Origin of the sequence: Niveispirillum lacus, from assembly GCF_002251795.1 — a bacterium.
Classification (GTDB): domain Bacteria; phylum Pseudomonadota; class Alphaproteobacteria; order Azospirillales; family Azospirillaceae; genus Niveispirillum; species Niveispirillum lacus.
Genome location: NZ_NOXU01000029.1, coordinates 180022 through 198194, shown reverse-complemented (window position 1 = coordinate 198194; position 18173 = coordinate 180022). Strand labels below are relative to the sequence as shown.

Annotated in this window: 16 protein-coding genes and 1 pseudogene; 2 read left to right on the top strand and 15 right to left on the bottom strand. The window is 63.5% G+C overall.

From position 1 onward, the window contains the following. Positions 1 to 37: 37 nt before the first annotated feature. Positions 38 to 1132, top strand: coding sequence for a LacI family DNA-binding transcriptional regulator (locus tag CHU95_RS12410; RefSeq protein ID WP_094456655.1), 1095 nt, complete (start codon positions 38 to 40; stop codon positions 1130 to 1132). 141 nt (positions 1133 to 1273) lie between these two features. Here CHU95_RS12410 and CHU95_RS12405 read toward each other — a convergent pair whose 3' ends face one another. The 11 genes and pseudogenes from CHU95_RS12405 to CHU95_RS12355 form a co-directional block, all read right to left on the bottom strand. Continuing rightward, a complete protein-coding gene (locus CHU95_RS12405; protein ID WP_094456654.1) occupies positions 1274 to 2593 on the bottom strand; it encodes an ABC1 kinase family protein in 1320 nt (439 codons plus the stop codon). Then, complete coding sequence (locus CHU95_RS12400; RefSeq protein WP_245838190.1) at positions 2590 to 2871, bottom strand: DCC1-like thiol-disulfide oxidoreductase family protein; 282 nt, start codon at positions 2869 to 2871, stop codon at positions 2590 to 2592. Before CHU95_RS12400 ends, CHU95_RS12405 begins: the two co-directional genes overlap by 4 nt. A 92-nt stretch (positions 2872 to 2963) precedes the next feature. Further along, the gene (locus CHU95_RS12395; RefSeq protein WP_094456653.1) at positions 2964 to 3419 is read right to left on the bottom strand and encodes a DUF3429 domain-containing protein; all 456 of its coding nucleotides are present in this window, start codon (positions 3417 to 3419) and stop codon (positions 2964 to 2966) included. A gap of 200 nt (positions 3420 to 3619) precedes the next feature. After that, entirely contained in the window at positions 3620 to 4039 is a 420-nt protein-coding gene (locus CHU95_RS12390; protein ID WP_094456652.1) for a c-type cytochrome, read from the bottom strand. A gap of 179 nt (positions 4040 to 4218) precedes the next feature. Next, positions 4219 to 4431, bottom strand: coding sequence for a formate dehydrogenase subunit delta (locus tag CHU95_RS12385; RefSeq protein WP_094456651.1), 213 nt, complete (start codon positions 4429 to 4431; stop codon positions 4219 to 4221). Then, positions 4421 to 5239: a formate dehydrogenase accessory sulfurtransferase FdhD gene (gene fdhD, locus CHU95_RS12380; protein ID WP_094456650.1), complete on the bottom strand. Its 819-nt coding sequence runs from the start codon at positions 5237 to 5239 to the stop codon at positions 4421 to 4423. Before fdhD ends, CHU95_RS12385 begins: the two co-directional genes overlap by 11 nt. Next, entirely contained in the window at positions 5236 to 8103 is a 2868-nt protein-coding gene (gene fdhF, locus CHU95_RS12375) for a formate dehydrogenase subunit alpha (RefSeq protein ID WP_094456649.1), read from the bottom strand. Before fdhF ends, fdhD begins: the two co-directional genes overlap by 4 nt. Positions 8104 to 8176: 73 nt before the next feature. Continuing rightward, a pseudogene (locus CHU95_RS23135) lies at positions 8177 to 8524 on the bottom strand (DUF5615 family PIN-like protein). Positions 8525 to 8538: 14 nt separating this feature from the next. Next, complete coding sequence (locus CHU95_RS12365; protein ID WP_094456648.1) at positions 8539 to 8769, bottom strand: DUF433 domain-containing protein; 231 nt, start codon at positions 8767 to 8769, stop codon at positions 8539 to 8541. Between the two features lie 74 nt (positions 8770 to 8843). Next, on the bottom strand, positions 8844 to 10388 hold the full coding sequence (locus CHU95_RS12360) for a formate dehydrogenase beta subunit (protein WP_094456647.1): 1545 nt from the start codon (positions 10386 to 10388) through the stop codon (positions 8844 to 8846). Continuing rightward, positions 10385 to 10861 carry a formate dehydrogenase subunit gamma gene (locus tag CHU95_RS12355; protein ID WP_094456646.1) on the bottom strand — a complete coding sequence of 159 codons (477 nt, stop codon included), beginning with the start codon at positions 10859 to 10861 and terminating at the stop codon, positions 10385 to 10387. Before CHU95_RS12355 ends, CHU95_RS12360 begins: the two co-directional genes overlap by 4 nt. A 207-nt stretch (positions 10862 to 11068) precedes the next feature. On the opposite strand from CHU95_RS12355, the gene hisC reads away from it, so the two are divergent. Then, on the top strand, positions 11069 to 12127 hold the full coding sequence (gene hisC / locus CHU95_RS12350; RefSeq protein ID WP_094456645.1) for a histidinol-phosphate transaminase: 1059 nt from the start codon (positions 11069 to 11071) through the stop codon (positions 12125 to 12127). Positions 12128 to 12130: 3 nt separating this feature from the next. Here hisC and CHU95_RS12345 read toward each other — a convergent pair whose 3' ends face one another. From CHU95_RS12345 to pepN, 4 genes are all read right to left on the bottom strand, one after another. Beyond that, entirely contained in the window at positions 12131 to 13024 is an 894-nt protein-coding gene (locus tag CHU95_RS12345; protein WP_094456644.1) for a LysR family transcriptional regulator, read from the bottom strand. Next, on the bottom strand, positions 13021 to 14616 hold the full coding sequence (locus CHU95_RS12340; protein ID WP_133065516.1) for an alkaline phosphatase family protein: 1596 nt from the start codon (positions 14614 to 14616) through the stop codon (positions 13021 to 13023). Before CHU95_RS12340 ends, CHU95_RS12345 begins: the two co-directional genes overlap by 4 nt. After that, the gene (locus CHU95_RS12335; RefSeq protein WP_245838189.1) at positions 14606 to 15385 is read right to left on the bottom strand and encodes a M48 family metallopeptidase; all 780 of its coding nucleotides are present in this window, start codon (positions 15383 to 15385) and stop codon (positions 14606 to 14608) included. The genes CHU95_RS12340 and CHU95_RS12335 overlap by 11 nt, the downstream gene beginning before the upstream one ends. A gap of 75 nt (positions 15386 to 15460) precedes the next feature. Further along, the gene (pepN, locus tag CHU95_RS12330) at positions 15461 to 18112 is read right to left on the bottom strand and encodes an aminopeptidase N (RefSeq protein WP_094456642.1); all 2652 of its coding nucleotides are present in this window, start codon (positions 18110 to 18112) and stop codon (positions 15461 to 15463) included. Between the last annotated feature and the right edge of the window lie 61 nt (positions 18113 to 18173).

Sequence of the window (18173 nt, the reverse complement as noted above, 5' to 3'; positions counted from 1 at the left end):
CTCTCAGCCGTCTTCACAGGTGACCTGACCGCCCGCCATGCCCGCCCGCCCGCGCATCAATCTGAAAACCCTGGCCGAATATCTGGGCCTCTCGATCACGACCGTGTCGCGGGCCTTGAAGGACGGGCCGGAGGTGAAGCCCGATACGGTGGCGCGGGTGAAAGAGGCCGCCGCCAGCCTGGGGTATCTTCCCGATGCCGGTGGTGTCTATCTGCGCACCGGGCGGACCATGAAGATCTGTTCGATCTTTTATGCCCCGGAAGTGGCCGATTATGGTGATGCCGGCTTTCTGGCGCAGGTGGAGGGCGTGTCGCGTACGCTGGAGACTGACAGTTACAACCTGATTGTCCTGGCCCAGACGGCCAACCAGTCACCCCTGGAAACCGTACGGCGGGTGTTACAGCAGCGGTTGGCCGATGGCGTCATCTTTTCCCGCACCACCCCCATGGATGAGCGGGCGCGGTTCTGCCTGGAATTCAAATTCCCTTTCGTCAGCTTCGGGCGCACCGAACTGCACAGCCCCCATGCCTTTGTCGACCATGATGACGAGGGTGGGGTTTATGACGCTGTGATGCGGCTGGCAGCCGACGGGCATAAACGCATCGCGCTGTTTAATCCTGCAGGTGGCATGACCTATGCGGGGTTCCGGCTGCGGGGCTATCAGCGCGCCTTGGCTGATCTGGGCCTGCCCTGGGACCGGTCAATGCTGGTGACTTCCCCGCTGTCGGTCTGGGCCAGCCAGGACGCGGTGCGCGACCTGTTGACCCGTGACACCAGCGTCACAGCCATTGTCTGCGCCAACCAGCTATCCATGTCCGGGGCGATGGAGGCGGCGTTGGAGCAGGGGATAGAGCCGGGGCGCGACGGGCTGCGCATTATCGGGTTCGGCGGCATGCCCTTCCGCATGCCGTTTGAACAGGGTGTCACCTATTATTACCAGCCGCAGCGTCGCGATGGCGAGGTGCTGGCCCGCCACATGCTGGCGCTGCTGGGCGGGGAGCCGGCGGAAAACCTGCAAACCGTTCTGCCTTACCAGCGCATTGATGATCTACGGCGCTTTCGCCTGGACTTGCGGGAACGGGCTGTGGGACGGTCTGCCGCCGACATCAACGGCCCGACCGCATCAGGTTAACTGGGAGGCGGCCTTCGTGGCGGTGGCCGCACTGATGGCCCGCGCTGTCCATGAGACGGTCATTCGTTCGTGCTACATGCGGCTCTAGGCAAGCTGTGAGGTTGACCATGCGGACCGGTTCGCGGGTTCTGACCAGACCGGTCACGCTTTGGCAAAGGGTGTCAGCATTTCAATCAGGGGCAGTTTCGCGCGCAATCGTACACTCAGCAGGACTGTGCCGCTGATCTTGCGCTGGATAAACAGGGTGTCGGCCGGTGGCAGCGTCCAGGTGGACCGGTCGGCCAGAATCGGCGCCCCGCGCTCCCGCAAGCCAGCGACAAAGCTGCGATCGGCAAAGTCGAACAGGCTGTCGCGGCTGCGTTCCAGATGGCGCAGCAGAATCCCGATCATTTCCTCGATGGCCAAGCCATGGCGATCCAATTGTGTCGGGGAGACAAAACCGATGCGCAAAAGGGCGTTGCGGATATCATCAGCACTGCCAGCCAGTCCGGCCTGAAGCAGCAGACGGTAGGCCTCTGCGGTGACTGGTGCCACGGCACGGGCGGCCCCGAAATCCAGCAAGAGGATGCGGCCCGTCTCTGGTTGCCAGCGATAATTGGCAAAGTTCGGATCGGTCTGCATATGGCCGAACACAAACAGTTCCCGCAGGACAAGATCCAGCAACGCTGTCACGGCCCTGTCGCGTTCGCTCTGTGTGGCATCAGCCAGTTTATCAATGGGCCGACCGGACAGGAAATCCATGGGCAGCACTGTCGGTCGCAGCAAATCATCGACCGGTTCGGGAACCAGGAACCGGTCGTCCTGGCCCAGCAGCGTCTTGAAATGCCGCATTTCCGCGGCCTCTCTCTGGTAATCCGCTTCTTCGTGCAGTTGCTTTTTGGCCTCTGCGAGCAAAGGCGCGATGTTCAGCGTGGCGGGCAACAGGCCGGACAGGCGCAGCAGGGTGGCGACATTATCAATATCGGCATCAATGCTGGCGGCAACGCCGGGATACTGCACCTTGATCGCCAGTTCCCGTCCGCCCGGCAGCGTCGCCCGGTGGACCTGCCCGATGGAAGCGGCAGCGATGGGTGTCGGATCGAACCGCAGAAACCGCCGCCGCCAATTGCTGCCCCACGCCTCCACCAGCACACGATCAAGCTGCGGCGGCGGCATGATATGGGCGTTGTCACGGAGTTGGGCCAGAATGCTGGTCAATTCCGGCGGCAGCACGTCACCGGCATCCATGGAAAGCATCTGCCCGAGTTTCATGGCGGCTCCCCGCAGGCGTGACAATTGTTCTGTCACCTTGCGGGCATTGCCGGGCGTCAGAATCAGTTCTGACAGTTGCGGCCGTTCACCCTTTGCCAGCCGTCGCAGGCCTTCGCCGACCATACCCGTCGCCACACCCCCGGCGATCTGACCAAAGGCTGCGAGACGGGCAAAACGTGCCTGCGGTACCGGACGGGAACGGTCATTCATGGAAAAAGCCTTTGCAGACGTGGACGCAGCCGGAGGAACGCCCGGTATCCCGCTTCGAGAATGGGTGTGACCGGCGACCAGCCTGCCACCACGCCCAGTGGCCTTAGGATTGGGATGGCCCGCCACATGGCGGCAAAGGCCGCAGCGCCGGACAATAGCCGCGCTCCTTCGCGCGCATGGAAACGCGACAGAATTTCCGCCCGGTCCACCGGGCAATGTGCGCCGGGGTCGGACGCATCAATAAACAAAATCGCTTGGCGTCGATCTAGCCGCTGCATCAGGCTGATCTCCCGGCGGCAAAGAGGGCAGGCTCCGTCATACCAAACAGTGACCGCTATGCGCCGGGTTGCCATGCCATCCATTGTGTGCCTCATATGAGGCCAAGCGAAAGGGTCAGTGTCCCCAAGCCTGTGGCCATGATAACCCGAAGCCGGATCCAACCTTCAGGCAGGGTGATCCGCTTGGCGAGGTGCCGGTCCACCAGCGGCGTGGCCAGCAGCAGAAGACCGACAAGCACAAGGCTGGTCCCGATGCCATCAAAGCCGATGGCCAGCGGCCAGAGGGCAATCCAGCCCAACAGGCTGGGAACAACGGCCACCAGATAAGGCCAAGTTTGTGACAGGCCTTGCAACAGCGCTGCCATCCACCAAAGTCCCCCCAGAAAGGACAGGATCAGGGCCGCATAAACCAGGCCCAGTGCAGCGAAACCGGATGTGTCCGGTGGCACTGGGTCCAGCAAGGCCGTCCCCAGACACAGCAATTGCGGCAACAACCCGGATAGACCGAGGAGACGGGCGGGCGCTGGAATGGAGTTGGACGACTGCATAAGTACCGAGGTAGGTCGTTGGGCACTGGCGACAAGGGCCGATTGCGCTCCCACGGAAAAGGGCCGCAACCAAGTAGCTGCGGCCCCCGTCCAGCGGCGTAAAACGCTGTTCACGATCAACACGTATCAGCCAGAGCCGACCAAAGCGGGTCGTTCGGCCCGGCCGGAAACTATGGGGCGAGGCCGTGTCAGACCCGTCTTTACTTGGTCTTCAGGAACGCAACCACATCCTTGCGTTCCTGCTCGTTCGGCAGCTTGAAGGCCATCTTGGTGGCGCCAACGGCCAGATCGGCCTTGCCCTTTTCGGTCAGGAACTTCTTCAGGTAGCCCTGCGGATCGGCCAGATATTCCACAATGTTCGCTTCCGTCCAGACCAGACCGGCCTCACCGGCATTATGGTTGATCTGGGAATATTTATAGCCCTCCACCTTGCCGGCGGTACGCCCGACGACACCATTCAGGATGGGACCAACCAGGTTCTTGGCGTCGGGGCCGACACGATGACAGGCCATGCACTTTTTGAACACGGCTTCACCCTTGGCGGCATCCTGCGCCATGGCGGTGCCGGCAGACATCAGGGTGACACCAGTAAGGGCAACAGCGGCAAGCAGGGACTTCATTTCTTGATACTCCCTTGGGGGCTTCGGCGCCGGAAATCAAGGCGCGACCATTATGACATACGGTGTCACCACGGTTGGTCAAGTTGCCAAATGGTCCCAGTCGGCAGGCATGGGGTCAAGATGTGTGACATCTTTGGCCAAAAGTGCGGCCAATAGGCCGATCGGCTCGTTCTCGCCATTTATGGTTTGGACCGCAGCATGGAGAGGGCCTGGACAACAAGGGGGGTTAAACCCTCGCCCCCTTTATCGAGATGGTCGAGAATCCGTGCCTGCATGCGCGGGTCCCAAAAACTTCTGATATGGTCGGCGGCACCCTTGGCGCCGCCCGGCCCCTGGCTGGCGAAGAAGGCACCGATCTGGTTGGCCATCATGACCAGCTTGTCAGGCGACACGGGCGTGCTCCTGCTCAGGTTGGATACGGTGCGGATGACTGAAAACCTCGAACCCATCGGCGCGGGCGACGGCCACCAGGGTGATGCCGGCATCGTCCGCCAGCTTCACAGCCAGGGTGGAGGGGGCGGAGATCGCGGCCAGGATCGGGGCGCCGGCCATCGCCGCCTTCTGCACCAGTTCCACCGACACACGGCTGGTCATCAGGATGGCGCCCTGGGTGGCATCGATCTCTGCGCGGGCCAGGGCGCCGATCAGCTTATCCAGTGCATTGTGGCGGCCGACATCTTCGCGCACCATCACGCTGCCATCGGGGGCCAGAAAGGCGGCGGCGTGGGCGGCGCGGGTCAGGTCGCCCAGCGGTTGCCGTGCCGCCAGCGCGTCAAAACCCTGGGCCAGGGCCAAGGGTGCCAGCGGTCGGCCAGGACCCACAGGCTTGGCGGGTTTCACCGCCTCTGACAGGCTTTCCACCCCGCACAGGCCGCAACCGGCGGGACCGGTCAGATGGCGGCGGCGGGTGGTCAGTGCCGAACGGGGTCGCTCAGACAACCAGAGACGCACCACCCAGCCCAGGTCGGTTTCGACCAGTTCCAGATCGTCGACCTCCTTCGGCGTTTCAATAATGCCTTCGGTCAGGCTGAACCCGATGGCGAAATCCGCCAGATCGGCGGGGCTGGCCATCATCACGGCGTAGGTGGTGCCGTCATGGACGATGGCGACGGGCACTTCGTCGGCCACAACGCGGGTTCCGTCCCGCATCACGCCGTCGCGCCATGCCAGCCGATGGAGGGGTTTTGCAGGCTGGCTCATTCGGCGGCCTCAACCGCATGGCCCTCAATCCGGCGGGAGCGCTGGGCCTGGGCCTCATACTCCTGCTGCCACGGGGTGGGGCCGTTGGAAGGACTGACCTGGACGGCGGTCACCTTATATTCCGGGCAGTTGGTGGCCCAGTCGGAATAGTCGGTGGTGATGACGTTGGCCTGTGTGTCGGGGTGGTGGAAGGTGGTGTAGACCACGCCGGGTGCCACCCGGTCGGTGATCAGGGCGCGCAGGGCAGTCTCTCCCGACCGGCTTTGCAGCTTTATCCAGTCACCGTCGCAGATACCCCGGTTTTCCGCGTCGTGCGGGTGGATCTCCAGCCGGTCCTCCTCATGCCAGACCACATTGGCGGTGCGGCGGGTCTGGGCGCCGACATTATACTGCGACAGGATACGGCCCGTGGTCAGCAACAGAGGGAAGCGCGCACCGGTGCGTTCCTCCGTCGGGATATATTCGGTAATCACAAACTTGCCCTTGCCGCGCACGAACCCGTCAATATGCATCACGGGCGTGCCCAGGGGGGCCTTGTCGTTGCAGGGCCACTGGATGGAGCCCATCTCCTCCAGCCGCTGATAGGACACACCTTTGAAGCTGGGCGTGACCTTGGCGATTTCGTCCATGATCTGGCTGGGATGGGCGTAATCCATCTCAAAGCCCATGGCGCGGGCCAGCAGCAGCGTCACTTCCCAGTCGGCATAGCCATTCTTGGGCGCCATGACGCGGCGCACGCGCTGGATGCGGCGTTCGGCATTGGTGAAGGTGCCGTCCTTTTCCAGAAAGGTGCAGCCGGGCAAGAAGACATGGGCGTAATTCGCCGTCTCGTTCAAGAACAGGTCTTGCACGATGACGCATTCCATGGCGGCCAGGCCGGCGGCGACATGGTGGGTGTTGGGGTCGGATTGCAGAATATCCTCGCCCTGCACATACAGGCCCTTGAAACTGCCATCGACGGCGGCGTCCAGCATGTTGGGAATGCGCAGGCCGGGGTCGCCCGACAGGGGCACGCCCCACAATTCCTCAAACATCTGCCGTGTGGCATCGTCGGAGACGTGGCGATAGCCGGAAAACTCATGCGGGAAAGAACCCATGTCGCAGGCGCCCTGGACATTGTTCTGTCCGCGCAACGGGTTCACGCCCACACCGGGCCGGCCGATATTGCCGGTCGCCATGGCCAGATTGGCGATGGCCATCACGGTCGTCGTGCCCTGGGAATGTTCGGTCACGCCCAGCCCGTAATAGATGGCGCCATTGCCGCCGGTGGCGAACAGGCGGGCGGCATGGCGGATGGCGTCGGGTTCCACGCCGGCCATCGGCCCCACGATGTCCGGGCTGTTGCGCGGTTCGGACAAAAACGCCGCCCATTCCTGGAACTCCGCCCAGTCGCAGCGCTCGCGCACAAACACTTCATCCACCAGCCCCTCGGTCACGATGACATGGGCCAGTGCCGTGACGATGGCGACATTGGTGCCGGGCAGCAGGGGTAAATGCACCTCGGCCTTGATATGGGGCGATTTCACCAGATCGATGCGGCGCGGATCAATGACGATCAGCTTGGCCCCCTGGCGCAGCCGCTTTTTCAGGCGGGAGGCAAAGACCGGGTGCCCGTCGGTCGGGTTGGCGCCGATGACGACCACCACGTCGGTATGCTCGACGCTGTCGAAATCCTGGGTGCCGGCAGAGGTGCCGAAGGTGGTCTTCAGACCATAGCCGGTGGGGGAGTGGCAGACACGCGCGCAGGTATCGACATTGTTGGTGCCAAAGCCGGCGCGGATCAGTTTCTGCACCAGGAAGGTTTCTTCATTGGTGCAGCGCGATGAGGTGATGCCCCCGATGCTGTCCCTGCCATATCTGGCCTGGATGGCTTTCAGCCGGTTGGCGGCGAAACCAATGGCCTCTTGCCAGCCGACCTCCCGCCAGGGCTGGTCGATGCTGTCGCGGATCATCGGCGACAGGATACGTTCCTTGTGCGTGGCATAGCCCCAGGCGAAACGCCCCTTCACACAGGAATGGCCCCGGTTGGCCTTGCCATCCTTATAGGGGACCATGCGCACCAGCTCATCCCCGCGCATCTCCGCCTTGAAGGCGCAGCCCACGCCGCAATAGGCGCAGGTGGTGACAACGGAATGTTCGGGCTGCCCGATCTCGATGACCGACTTTTCCTGCAAGGTGGCGGTGGGGCAGGCCTGGACGCAGGCCCCACAGGATACGCAGTCGCTGTCCAGAAACGCCTCATGCTGGCCGGGCGACACCCGGCTGTCAAAGCCCCGGCCCTCAATGGTCAGCGCAAACGTCCCCTGCACCTCCTCGCACGCCCGCACACAGCGGGAACAGACGATGCATTTGGCGGGATCGTAGGTGAAATAGGGGTTGCTCTCATCCTTCGGCATCGCCAGCGGGCTGTCGGGTTTGAAATGGTTGGCCCCGTCCATGCCATAGCGCACCTCGCGCAGGCCCACGGCCCCCGCCATGTCCTGCAATTCGCAATCCCCGTTGGCCGCACAGGTCAGGCAGTCCAGCGGATGGTCGGAGATGTACAGCTCCATCACCCCCTTGCGTAGCTGCTTCAGGCGCGGCGTCTGCGTCTTTACATTCAGGCCGGGGGATACCGGCGTGGTGCAGGAGGCGGGTGTGCCGGGCCGCCCCTCAATCTCCACCAGGCACAGGCGGCAGGACCCGAAGGCGTCGACCATGTCGGTGGCGCAGAGCTTGGGGATCTTCGTCCCCATCTCCATCGCCGCCCGCATGATGGAGGTACCCTCTGGCACGCTGATCGACTGCCCGTCGATGGTAAGCGTCACCAGCTTTTCCGACTTTGACGCCGGCGTGCCGAAATCGGTTTCATGGATGAGGGTCATGGTGCCCGCTCCTGATGCAGGGGGGAGGCCGGATGGCTGTGGGGGACGCCCGACGTGGAATGATTGGGATGGCTCAGGCCAGGTGCAGCAACCGCAGCCGCGACCGCTTCGGGTCGATGGTCAGCAAGGCACCAGCGGCTAAATCGTCCGCCATCTGCGACAGGGCTGTGACCAGTGTGGTCACCATCGTTTCCGGGCTGATGTCGTCGCTGCGCAATTGTACGACGCTGGGGCGCGCGCCCTTCGTGGCGGCCAGGATGGCACTGAAATCCAGATCGTGGGTCAGTACGATCAGACCGTTTGCTACCGCCTACTCCATGATCTGCCAGTCGGGTGCATTCACCGGACCGACATTCATCCAGTGAACTGCGGATATCCCTGCCGTCGCCAGGGCATCTGCCCAACGCGGCGACAGGTTCATATCGATCAGCAGTCTCATGCCGATGCCAGGATGATCTCACGCTCCTCCGCGCGCCAAGCGGCGTATCGCAGGGCTTGCAGGATGTCCTCGCGTTCCAGATAGGGATAGTCTGCCAACAGTTGCTCAATGCCACGTCCAGCACCGACCTGGGCGACCAACATGCCCACCGTGACGCGCAGGCCACGGACGCAGGGCTTGCCCCCCATGACGGACGGGTCCTGCGTGATACGATCAAGTTGAGGCATGATGTTTCCTTTCGCACACTGGCGATAGGATCAACATAGGCCAAAATGGCACAATCTCCAAGCATCCCCGCCCCCTATTCCGCCGCCACGGGCAGGTGCCCGCGCCGGAAATCCTCGGGGAAATGGTGAAGGGCGCTCAGCACCGGGTAGGGGGTGAAGCCGCCGAGTGCGCAAAGAGAGCCGAATTTCATAGTCTGGCAGAGGTCTTCGACCAGGGCGATGTTGGCCTCCACCTCGATCCCGGCGCGGATACGGTCGATGACCTCCGCCCCACGGGTGGAGCCGATGCGGCAGGGGGTGCATTTGCCGCAAGATTCGATGGCGCAGAATTCCATGGCAAAACGCGCCTGGGCCGACAGGTCGACGCTGTCGTCGAACACCACGATGCCGCCATGGCCGATCAATCCGCCACGCGCCGTGAAGGCTTCATAATCATATTGCGTGTCGAACAGCGAGGGCGGGAAATAGGCACCCAGCGGTCCGCCGCACTGCACCGCCTTCACCGGCCGGCCCGTCAGGGTGCCGCCCCCGATCTCATTCACGATTTCGCCCAGGCTGAGGCCAAAAGCATCCTCGAACAGGCCACCGAACTTCACATTGCCAGCGATCTGGAGGGGCATCGTGCCGCGCGACCTTCCCATGCCGTAATCGGCATAGGCCTGGGCGCCATTGGCCAGGATGGTGGGCACGGTCGCCAGCGACAGCAGGTTGTTCACGACCGTCGGCCGACCGAACAGGCCCTTGATGGCGGGCAATGGCGGCTTGGCCCTGACCACGCCGCGCTTGCCTTCCAGGCTTTCCAGCAGGGCTGTTTCTTCCCCGCAGACATAAGCACCGGCGCCGATGCGCAGTTCGATATCGAAGCCGAAACCACTGCCCAGAATGTCGGCGCCCAGCAGCCCGGCCGTCCGCGCGACATCCAGGACGCGGGCAAAGGTGCGATTGGCGTGGGGATATTCCGACCGCGCATACACATAGCCCTTGGACGCGCCGACCGCGAAACCGGCGATCACCATGCCCTCGATCAGGGCCAGCGGATCGCCCTCCATCATCATACGGTCGGCAAAGGTGCCGCTGTCGCCCTCGTCCGCGTTGCAGACGATATAGCGGCGGTCGGCGGCGGCAGCCGCGACCGTGCGCCACTTGATGCCGGTGGGGAAGCCGGCGCCGCCGCGACCGCGCAGGCCGGATTTCACCACCTCCTCAATGGTGTCGGACGGCCCGATTGACAAGGCGCGGGCAAGGCCCTTGAACCCGCCATGGGCGCGGTAATCCTCCACTGACAGCGGATCGATGATGCCGCAGCGGGCAAAAGTCAGACGGTTCTGCCGGGCCAGCCAGGGGATTTGCGCCGTCGGCCCCCGACACAGCGGATGCGCCGCCCCCGTCAGGAACCCGGCCGCGAACAGGCCCGGCACATCGGCCGGCGTGACAGGGCCATAGGCGATGCGACCGCCAGGGGTTTCCACCTCCACCAGCGGTTCCAGCCAGAACAGCCCGCGTGAGCCGGTGCGGATGATGGTGACGGTGTCGCCGGCCTGTGCCGCGATGGCCTTTGCCACCTTTTCGGCGCCCACAGCGAGCGCGGCCGCATCCTGGGGGATGAAAATCCGGGTCATGACCAGCGTACCTCTTCCACTGCCGCCGCCAGCTTCGCCCCGTCCAGCCGGCCTACAGGATCCCCATCAATCAGGGCGGCGGGCGCGCAGGCGCACAGACCCAGGCAATAGACAGCCTCCACCGTCACCCTTGTGTCCGCCGTGGTCTCCCCCCAACCGATGCCCAGCCGCTCCAGCAACGCTGTTGCCGCCGCTTCTGACCCCAGCGACTGGCACGCTTCTGCCCGGCAGACCTTGATGGTATGGCGGCCCGCCGGTTCATGGCGGAAATCATGATAGAAGGTGACGACACCATGGATTTCGGCGCGCGACAGGTTCAGCGCATCGGCCAGCATCGGCACGGCATCGTCGGGGATATGACCGAACGCCGCCTGCAGCGCATGCAGGATCGGAAGGGCTGGACCCTCCAGATGTAGATGCCGACCAATGATCTCAGCGGCTTGGCGTGCATCCCAGGGCAGGGGTGGGGTCATCGGGCACTCCACGGCGCGAATAATAAGCCAGGGTTTCCCCTTTCCCTGCCGGAATCAATGGGATTGTTTTGTTGAGCGATTGCACATCCTGATCAAGCCTGGACAGAATGCATGGTAGGGCTGGCATTTCGCCATGGGCGGCGGGCGTTGGAAGTCCATATCCTTCGTTTCGTGAACCTTATCCGAAATGAGAACCAGGTTACTGGAATGAGCCGTTTCTGGAGTCCCATCGTCCACACCCTCAGCCCCTATGTGGCGGGGGAACAGCCCCAGATTTCCGGGCTGGTGAAGCTGAACACCAACGAAAGCCCCTATGGCCCGTCGCCCCACGCCATCGCCGCCATCCATGCTGCCAATGGCGACGCGCTGCGCCTTTATCCCGAACCGACGGGCATCCATCTGCGCCGCGCGGTGGCCGAAACCTATGGGCTGGATGCGGGCGAGGTTTTCGTCGGCAATGGGTCGGACGAGGTGCTGGCCCACGTGTTCCAGGGGCTGCTGAACCACGACTTGCCGCTGCTCTACCCGGATATCACCTACAGTTTCTATCCGACCTATTGCCGGCTGTATGGCATCACGTCGGTGCTGGTGCCGCTGGATGATGGGTTCGAGGTGAGGCTGGAGGATTACCGCCAGCCGTGCGGTGCCATCATCATCGCCAACCCCAACGCACCCACCGGCATTGCCAAGCCGCTGGATTGGATCGAGGCTTTGGTCGCCGAACACCCCGATCAGGTGGTGGTGATCGACGAGGCCTATGTGGATTTCGGGGCCGAGACGGCCATCCCGCTGGTCAAGAAGTATCCCAACCTGCTGGTCGTCCATACCTTGTCCAAATCGCGCGGGCTGGCCGGTCTGCGCGTCGGCTTTGCCGTGGGGCAGCGGCACCTGATCGACGCGCTGGAACGGGTGAAGGACAGTTTCAATTCCTACCCACTGGACCGGCTGGCCCAGGCCGGCGCGCTGGCCGCCTGGCAGGATCGGGAATGGTTCGAAACGCACCGTGACATGATCATCGCCACGCGCGAACGTCTGACAGGGGCGTTGCACGCGCTGGGCTTTGAAGTGCTGCCGTCCGCCGCCAATTTTGTCTTTGCCCGCCTTCCGGGGCGTCCGGGCGGGGAACTGGCGGCCGCATTGCGGGCCAAGGCCATCCTGGTCCGGAATTTCAACAAGCCCCGGATCAGCGATTTCCTGCGTATCAGCATCGGCACCGATGCGGAAACGGACAAGCTGCTGACCGCGCTGAAGGAAATTGTGAGCTAACCCTCACATCCCCTGCATCAGCGACAATTTCCGGGCCGCCGCGATCATGGCGGCGGCCATGGGGGATTGCGGGTCGCGGTTCATCATCACCAGCCCGATCGTATGTTCGATCACGGGATCGACCAGTGGGATGGCCTCCAGTTCCGCCGGCAGGCCCAAGGCCTCCATCAGCACCGTCGGCATGATGCTGGTCCAGCGCCCTGTGCGGACATGGGCAGCCAGCGCCGTCATGGAATTGCTTTCCACTGCTACCTCTGCCGTTACCCCCACCTGATGCAGGGCGCGGTCGATGATGCGGCGGTTCTGCATATCCGGCGACAGCAGGCACAGGGGCACATCCTGCAATTCTGACCAATGCACCTCGTAGCGACCGGAAAACTCGCTGGCCGGACCGGTAATCAGGTGATACCGCTCCCGATAAAGTGGTATCTGAATGAAGTTGCCGACAGGTTCATTGTCCAGATAGGTCAGGCCGGCATCAATCGCCAGGTTTTCGACCTGATCGATGATCTGCTGCGATGTGGATGCCAGAATCAGGAAATCCACGCCGGGATGTTTGTCGATTACGGCGATGGTCAGTTTTGGCACCATGGCCAGTGCGGTGGGCACGGCGGCCAACCGGAAATGGCCGCAAGCACTTTTGCGCAGCGCCTCGATATCCTGACGCATGGACCGCCAGTCACCCACCAGCCGGCGCGACCATTCCAGCAGCCGCTCCCCCTCTGCGGTGAAGCCCTGGAACCGCGATCCGCGTATCACCAGGGGCACGCCCAGCATTTCCTCAAGCTGTTTTACACCAGCAGAGAGCGTGGGCTGTGACACCCCGGCCTCCGCCGCTGCACGGCCAAAATGGCGGGCGCGGGCGAGAGCCAGAAACAGTTCCAGCTTGTCGATCACGGCACGGCCTCCCCCGCCTTGTTCGGCATCTCGTCACGGGTTGACGGTGTTTGCGGGGGCAAGGGGCCGAAACGGGCCAGCAATGTCGGGAAAATTTCCCACATCGGCATCGATTTGGCACCGATACCGGGCCGCATGCCGTGCTGCAGGTCCAACCCGTTCAGACGGTCCAGTAGGGATGGGTCACGTGACAGAATATGGACCGGCACACGGTTTTCCTGGCCGCTGGAGATCCAATCCAGCGCGGGATGATCGCCCAGGACCACGATCAGCGCGTCGTCCGGCACCTCCTGCATGACCCAATCGCCCAGCGCGCGCAGGCTGTAGTCCAGCGATCGGCCATAGGCGGCGCCCATGTCGGTATAATCCGCGTCGCTGTCTGCATCGGCATAGGCCGACCCGTCAATCAGCCCCTGGCTATAGGGCCTCCAGGGCGGCAGGGGCGTCCAGGGTGCGTGGCTGCTGGTCAGCACAATCTCAAGATAAAGGGGACGTGGCCCTGACCAGTCAGGTGAAAGGCTGGCCAACAGTGCCTGATCGGGGATGGGGGACCACCCATAGCTGGGGCCGGCATAGGTGAAGCTGGCGCGGTTCATGACCTTGTCAAAGCCCCAGGCTGGTCCCTCCAACCATGGCAGGCTCAGGCCCGGCATGGCGGCCCATGTCCGCCAGCCAGCCCGGTTCAGGGCGCAGACCATGCCGCACTGGCCGGAGGCCAGCACCATGCGCTGCGCCAGCGGCTGATCCTGACGGATGCCAGCGCGCAGCGTGCCATGGGCCAGCCAGGAACGCCCACCGATTACTGGGCTTTCCACCAGCCCGGATCGGATATGGAAACCTGCTTGTGTCAGCATACGCTGCAACTGATCCAGGCGGTTTCCCACGATGTCCGCTTGGCGTGGGTCGGTGAGCGCCGACTGGCCATAGGACTCCACCCAGGCCAGAATGATGGGCCGGCCGCGCAGGGCCGCAAAAAGGTGATCCTTTGTGGGACGGGCGACGGGGTCCTCAGCCAATGTGGTGACCATCTGTGCCGCCAGTGCTTCACCCTCCTGCCAGCGTCGGCCCTGATCCCACACGGCGCCAATCGGACCGCGGTCCAGCGGCTGCATGGTGACCAGTGTCAGCACGGCAAGGATGCTCAAGAACGGCCCGCGTGGCAGGGGGGGCGTGCGCAGCATCACGTCCAACAGCCAGCGGCAGATGAACAATAACAGGACCAGCGCGGCACCTATGGCGGCTACCATCGGCACGGCGCCAGAACCACGCATCACCACATCCCACAGGGCGGGTGCCAGGGCGGGATCAAAGGCTGGTTCGAACGGACGTCCTGCCGTCATGACCGTGACCAGATCGGCAAGACGTAACAGCAGGATCAGCCAGCACAGCACGGCCAGGACCCAGATCGCTTTCTTGCCTGGCCGACGGGGCAGCAGCAGCGCGATGGCCAGCAGTGCTGACAGTTCCAGCACCGGTCCCCGATGGTCTGGCCCCAGCATGTCGCCCGGCACGGCCGGCAGACCCAGCAGCAGCGACAGGGCCAGCAATGCGGCCAGCCCGATCAGAATGCTGGCGACCGCCTTAGGCGCCATAGCGGTGCAGCCGGGCGCCATTGGCGCGCAACCAGTCGCGATGTTCGGCCACACCGTCCGTCAGGCTGGCGCAGATCGCCCAGAAACGCGCGGAATGGTTCATCTCGCGCAGATGCGCCACCTCATGCGCCACCACATAGTCAAAGACCGGATCGGGGGCCATGACCAGCCGCCAGCAATAGGATAGCCGCCCGTCAGGTGAGCAACTGCCCCAGCGCGACCGGGTGTCGCGCACCGTGATACCGGCGATACGGGCGCCCAGGCGGGCGGCCTTGTCCTGGGACCGCGCGACCAGAAGGCGGCGAGCCTCCGCCTTCAGGAAATCGGCCACCCGGCGAGGCACGAATTCAACCTCCCCCCCCACGCGCAGCTCGTGCGTGCCGTCGGGCAAGGTCACGGGCTGTGGCGTGCGACGACCCGTGGGGAGATGACGGATAACATGGTCGACACCCAGGATGGGCACGATAGCACCGGGCACAAAAACCACCTTGTCAGGCACAGCCGACAGGCGCTGTTGCAGCCAATCACGGTGCCGGCCTACGAACAGGTGCAGATCCTTGTCCATCACCCGGGGGGGTGTGGAAATACGCACGATGTTGCGGGCGGCGTCCACCCGCATGGATAGACGCCGCGCCCGTGCCGATACCCGCACCTCCACCGGCACGGGCACGCCATCGACCGCCATAAGGCGGGGGGGGGGCAGGGCCGGGCGTACCCGTCGCTTCACGGTGGCCGCCTGGGGAGCCAGGAACTTAAGCAGAAAATTCAAGGCGGCCTCATCGCCAATGCGTTCCGGGGTGCCGGTGTCCCAACGGTGTTAAGGCTGGGTTGCCGGCATTCTTCGTCAAGCCTCCAGGCTACGTGCGATGATCTCATAAACATCGCGTGACAGGTCGGGCGTATGGGCGACACGTTCCAGCGCCACCTTGGCCGCTGCCTGCCGCTCGCCGTCATATTTACGCCAGCGGGCAAAGGATTTGGCCATGCGGCTGGCCACCTGCGGGTTCAGCCGGTTCAGCTCGATCACCCGGTCGGCCAGGAATTCGTAACCTGAACCATCGGCTGCGTGGAAGGCCGTGGGGTTGCTGGTGAAGCCGCCGACCAGGGCATAGACCTTGTTCGGATTACGGATGTTGAAGCTGGCATGGGACAGCAGCGCCGTGACATTGGCCAGCGTGTCGGGGCGGGAGGCGGTCGCCTGGATCATGAACCACTTGTCCATGACCAGCGCCTCATCCTTCCATTTGGCAGCGAAACTCGCCAGGGCATCACCGCGTTCCGGCATTGTGCTGTCGGCGATCAGGGCCAGAGCCGTGATCACGTCGGTCATCCCGGTGGCGGTACGATATTGTGTCAGGGTCAGCGCTGTGCCTGTCGCATCGTCGGCGGCCATCAGATAGGCAAGCGCAGCATTCTTCAGGGCGCGGCGACCTATGGCCTCCGGACTGACACTGAACACGCCCTGCTCGGCATTGGCGCGGTAGGCGGACAACAATGCATCACGGTGTGTGCGGCCGATGGCAGCGCGGACCAGGTTGCGCGCGGCATGGATGCCGTCCACATCAATCACCTCCATCAACTGACCCAGATAATTCTCCGACGGCAGGGTCAGGGCAAGGGCCGCGAAGGCCGGGTCCTCAGATGCCCGGGACAGTGTGGCGCCTATGGCATCGATGAAGCCCGTCGCCACCAGCATGTCGCGCCCCGCCGCCCGATCTGCCACCAGCCCCAACAGCAGGCGTGACGCCAGCGTCTGTCCGGCTTCCCAGCGATTGAATGGGTCGCTGTCATGGGCCATCAGGAAGGTCAGGTCGGCATCCGTATAATCGAAGGACAGTTTAATGGGGGCGGAGAAGCCGCGGAACAGCGACGCTACCGGCACCGCCGGCACATCGGTGAAGGTGAAGCTCTGTTCCGCATCCGTCAGGGCCAGGACGCGGGTGCCCGTGGTGGTGACGGTGTCACCGGACAATTTCAGCGGCTGATCCGCCCCGTCCGGCCCGACCAGGCCCAGGGCGACGGGGATCAGCATGGGCAGCTTTGTGGGTTGGCCCGGTGTGGGGGCCAAGGATTGGCGCAGGGTCAGGCGATAGGTGCGGGTGGCGGGATCGTACGCACCCTCGCCACTGACGCCGGGGGTGCCGGCCTGCTGGTACCAGCGGCGGAACTGTTCCCAATCCACGTCCGCATCCGGATTGGCGTCGCGCATGGCGGCCAGGAAATCGTCGGTCGTAACAGCCTGCCCGTCATGGCGGGCGAAATAGAGATCAATGCCGCGCCGATACCCCGCCGCACCCAGCAGCGTGTGGTACATGCGCAGAACCTCCGCCCCCTTTTCATAAACAGTCGGCGTGTAGAAGTTATTGATTTCGATATAGCTGTCGGGACGCACCGGATGGGCGGTGGGGCCGGCATCTTCGGCGAACTGAACCTGACGCAGGCGGGTGACGTCCTGGATGCGCTTCACAGGCGCAGAGTTCATATCGGCACTGAATTGCTGATCGCGGAAGACCGTCAGCCCTTCCTTCAGGCTTAACTGGAACCAGTCGCGGCAGGTGACGCGGTTGCCGGTCCAATTATGGAAATATTCATGCGCCACCACCGCCTCGATGCCGAGGAAATCGGTATCGGTGGCGGTGTCGGGGCGGGCCAGGATGTATTTGGTGTTGAAGATATTGAGGGACTTATTCTCCATTGCCCCCATATTGAAATCGCCGACGGCGACGATGTTGAAAATGTCCAGGTCATATTCCAGACCGTAGACATCTTCGTCCCATTTCATGGATTTGATAAGGCTCTCCATGGCGTGGCTGCACTTATCCTCGTTCCCCGGCTCCACATAGATGCGCAGGGTGACGTCGCGGCCGGACCGGGTGCGGAACCGGTCCTCAATATGCACCAGATTGCCAGCGACCAGCGCGAACAGGTAGCAGGGCTTGGGCCACGGATCTTCCCACAGCGCCCAGTGACGGCCATCCGCCGTGTCACCCTGATCCACCAGATTGCCATTCGACAGCAGCACGGGGTAGGCGGCCTTGTCGCCTTCGACCCGTACCCTGTACTTGGCCATCACATCGGGCCGGTCCTGGAAATAGGTGATCTTGCGAAAGCCTTCAGCTTCGCATTGGGTGCAGTAATTGCCCGACGATTTGTACAGGCCTTCCAGAGCTGTGTTCTTTTCCGGGTGGATGCGGGTGACGATCTCGATCTCCACCTGATCGCCCGGCAGGTCGGGTATGGTCAGATGGTCGGGTGTGAAAGCGTAATCATCGGGACCCAGCGGGCGGTTGCCGACCGTAACCGAGAGCAGCTCCAGGTCCTGGCCGTCCAAAACCAGGGGAGAACGGATCACATCCGGGTTGCGGCGAAGGCCCAGGCGGGAGGTGACCAGGGTTCCCCCGTCCCGCAGGTCGAACGACAGATCGACACTGTCGATCCACCAGGCCGGTGCTGTGTAATCCTTCAACAGGATGGCCCTCGGCGAACCCTTGTCCATAACCAGATTCCTCAACGACAGACAATGTTGGCGCATCTGCGCCGGTTGGGGGCAGGATAGC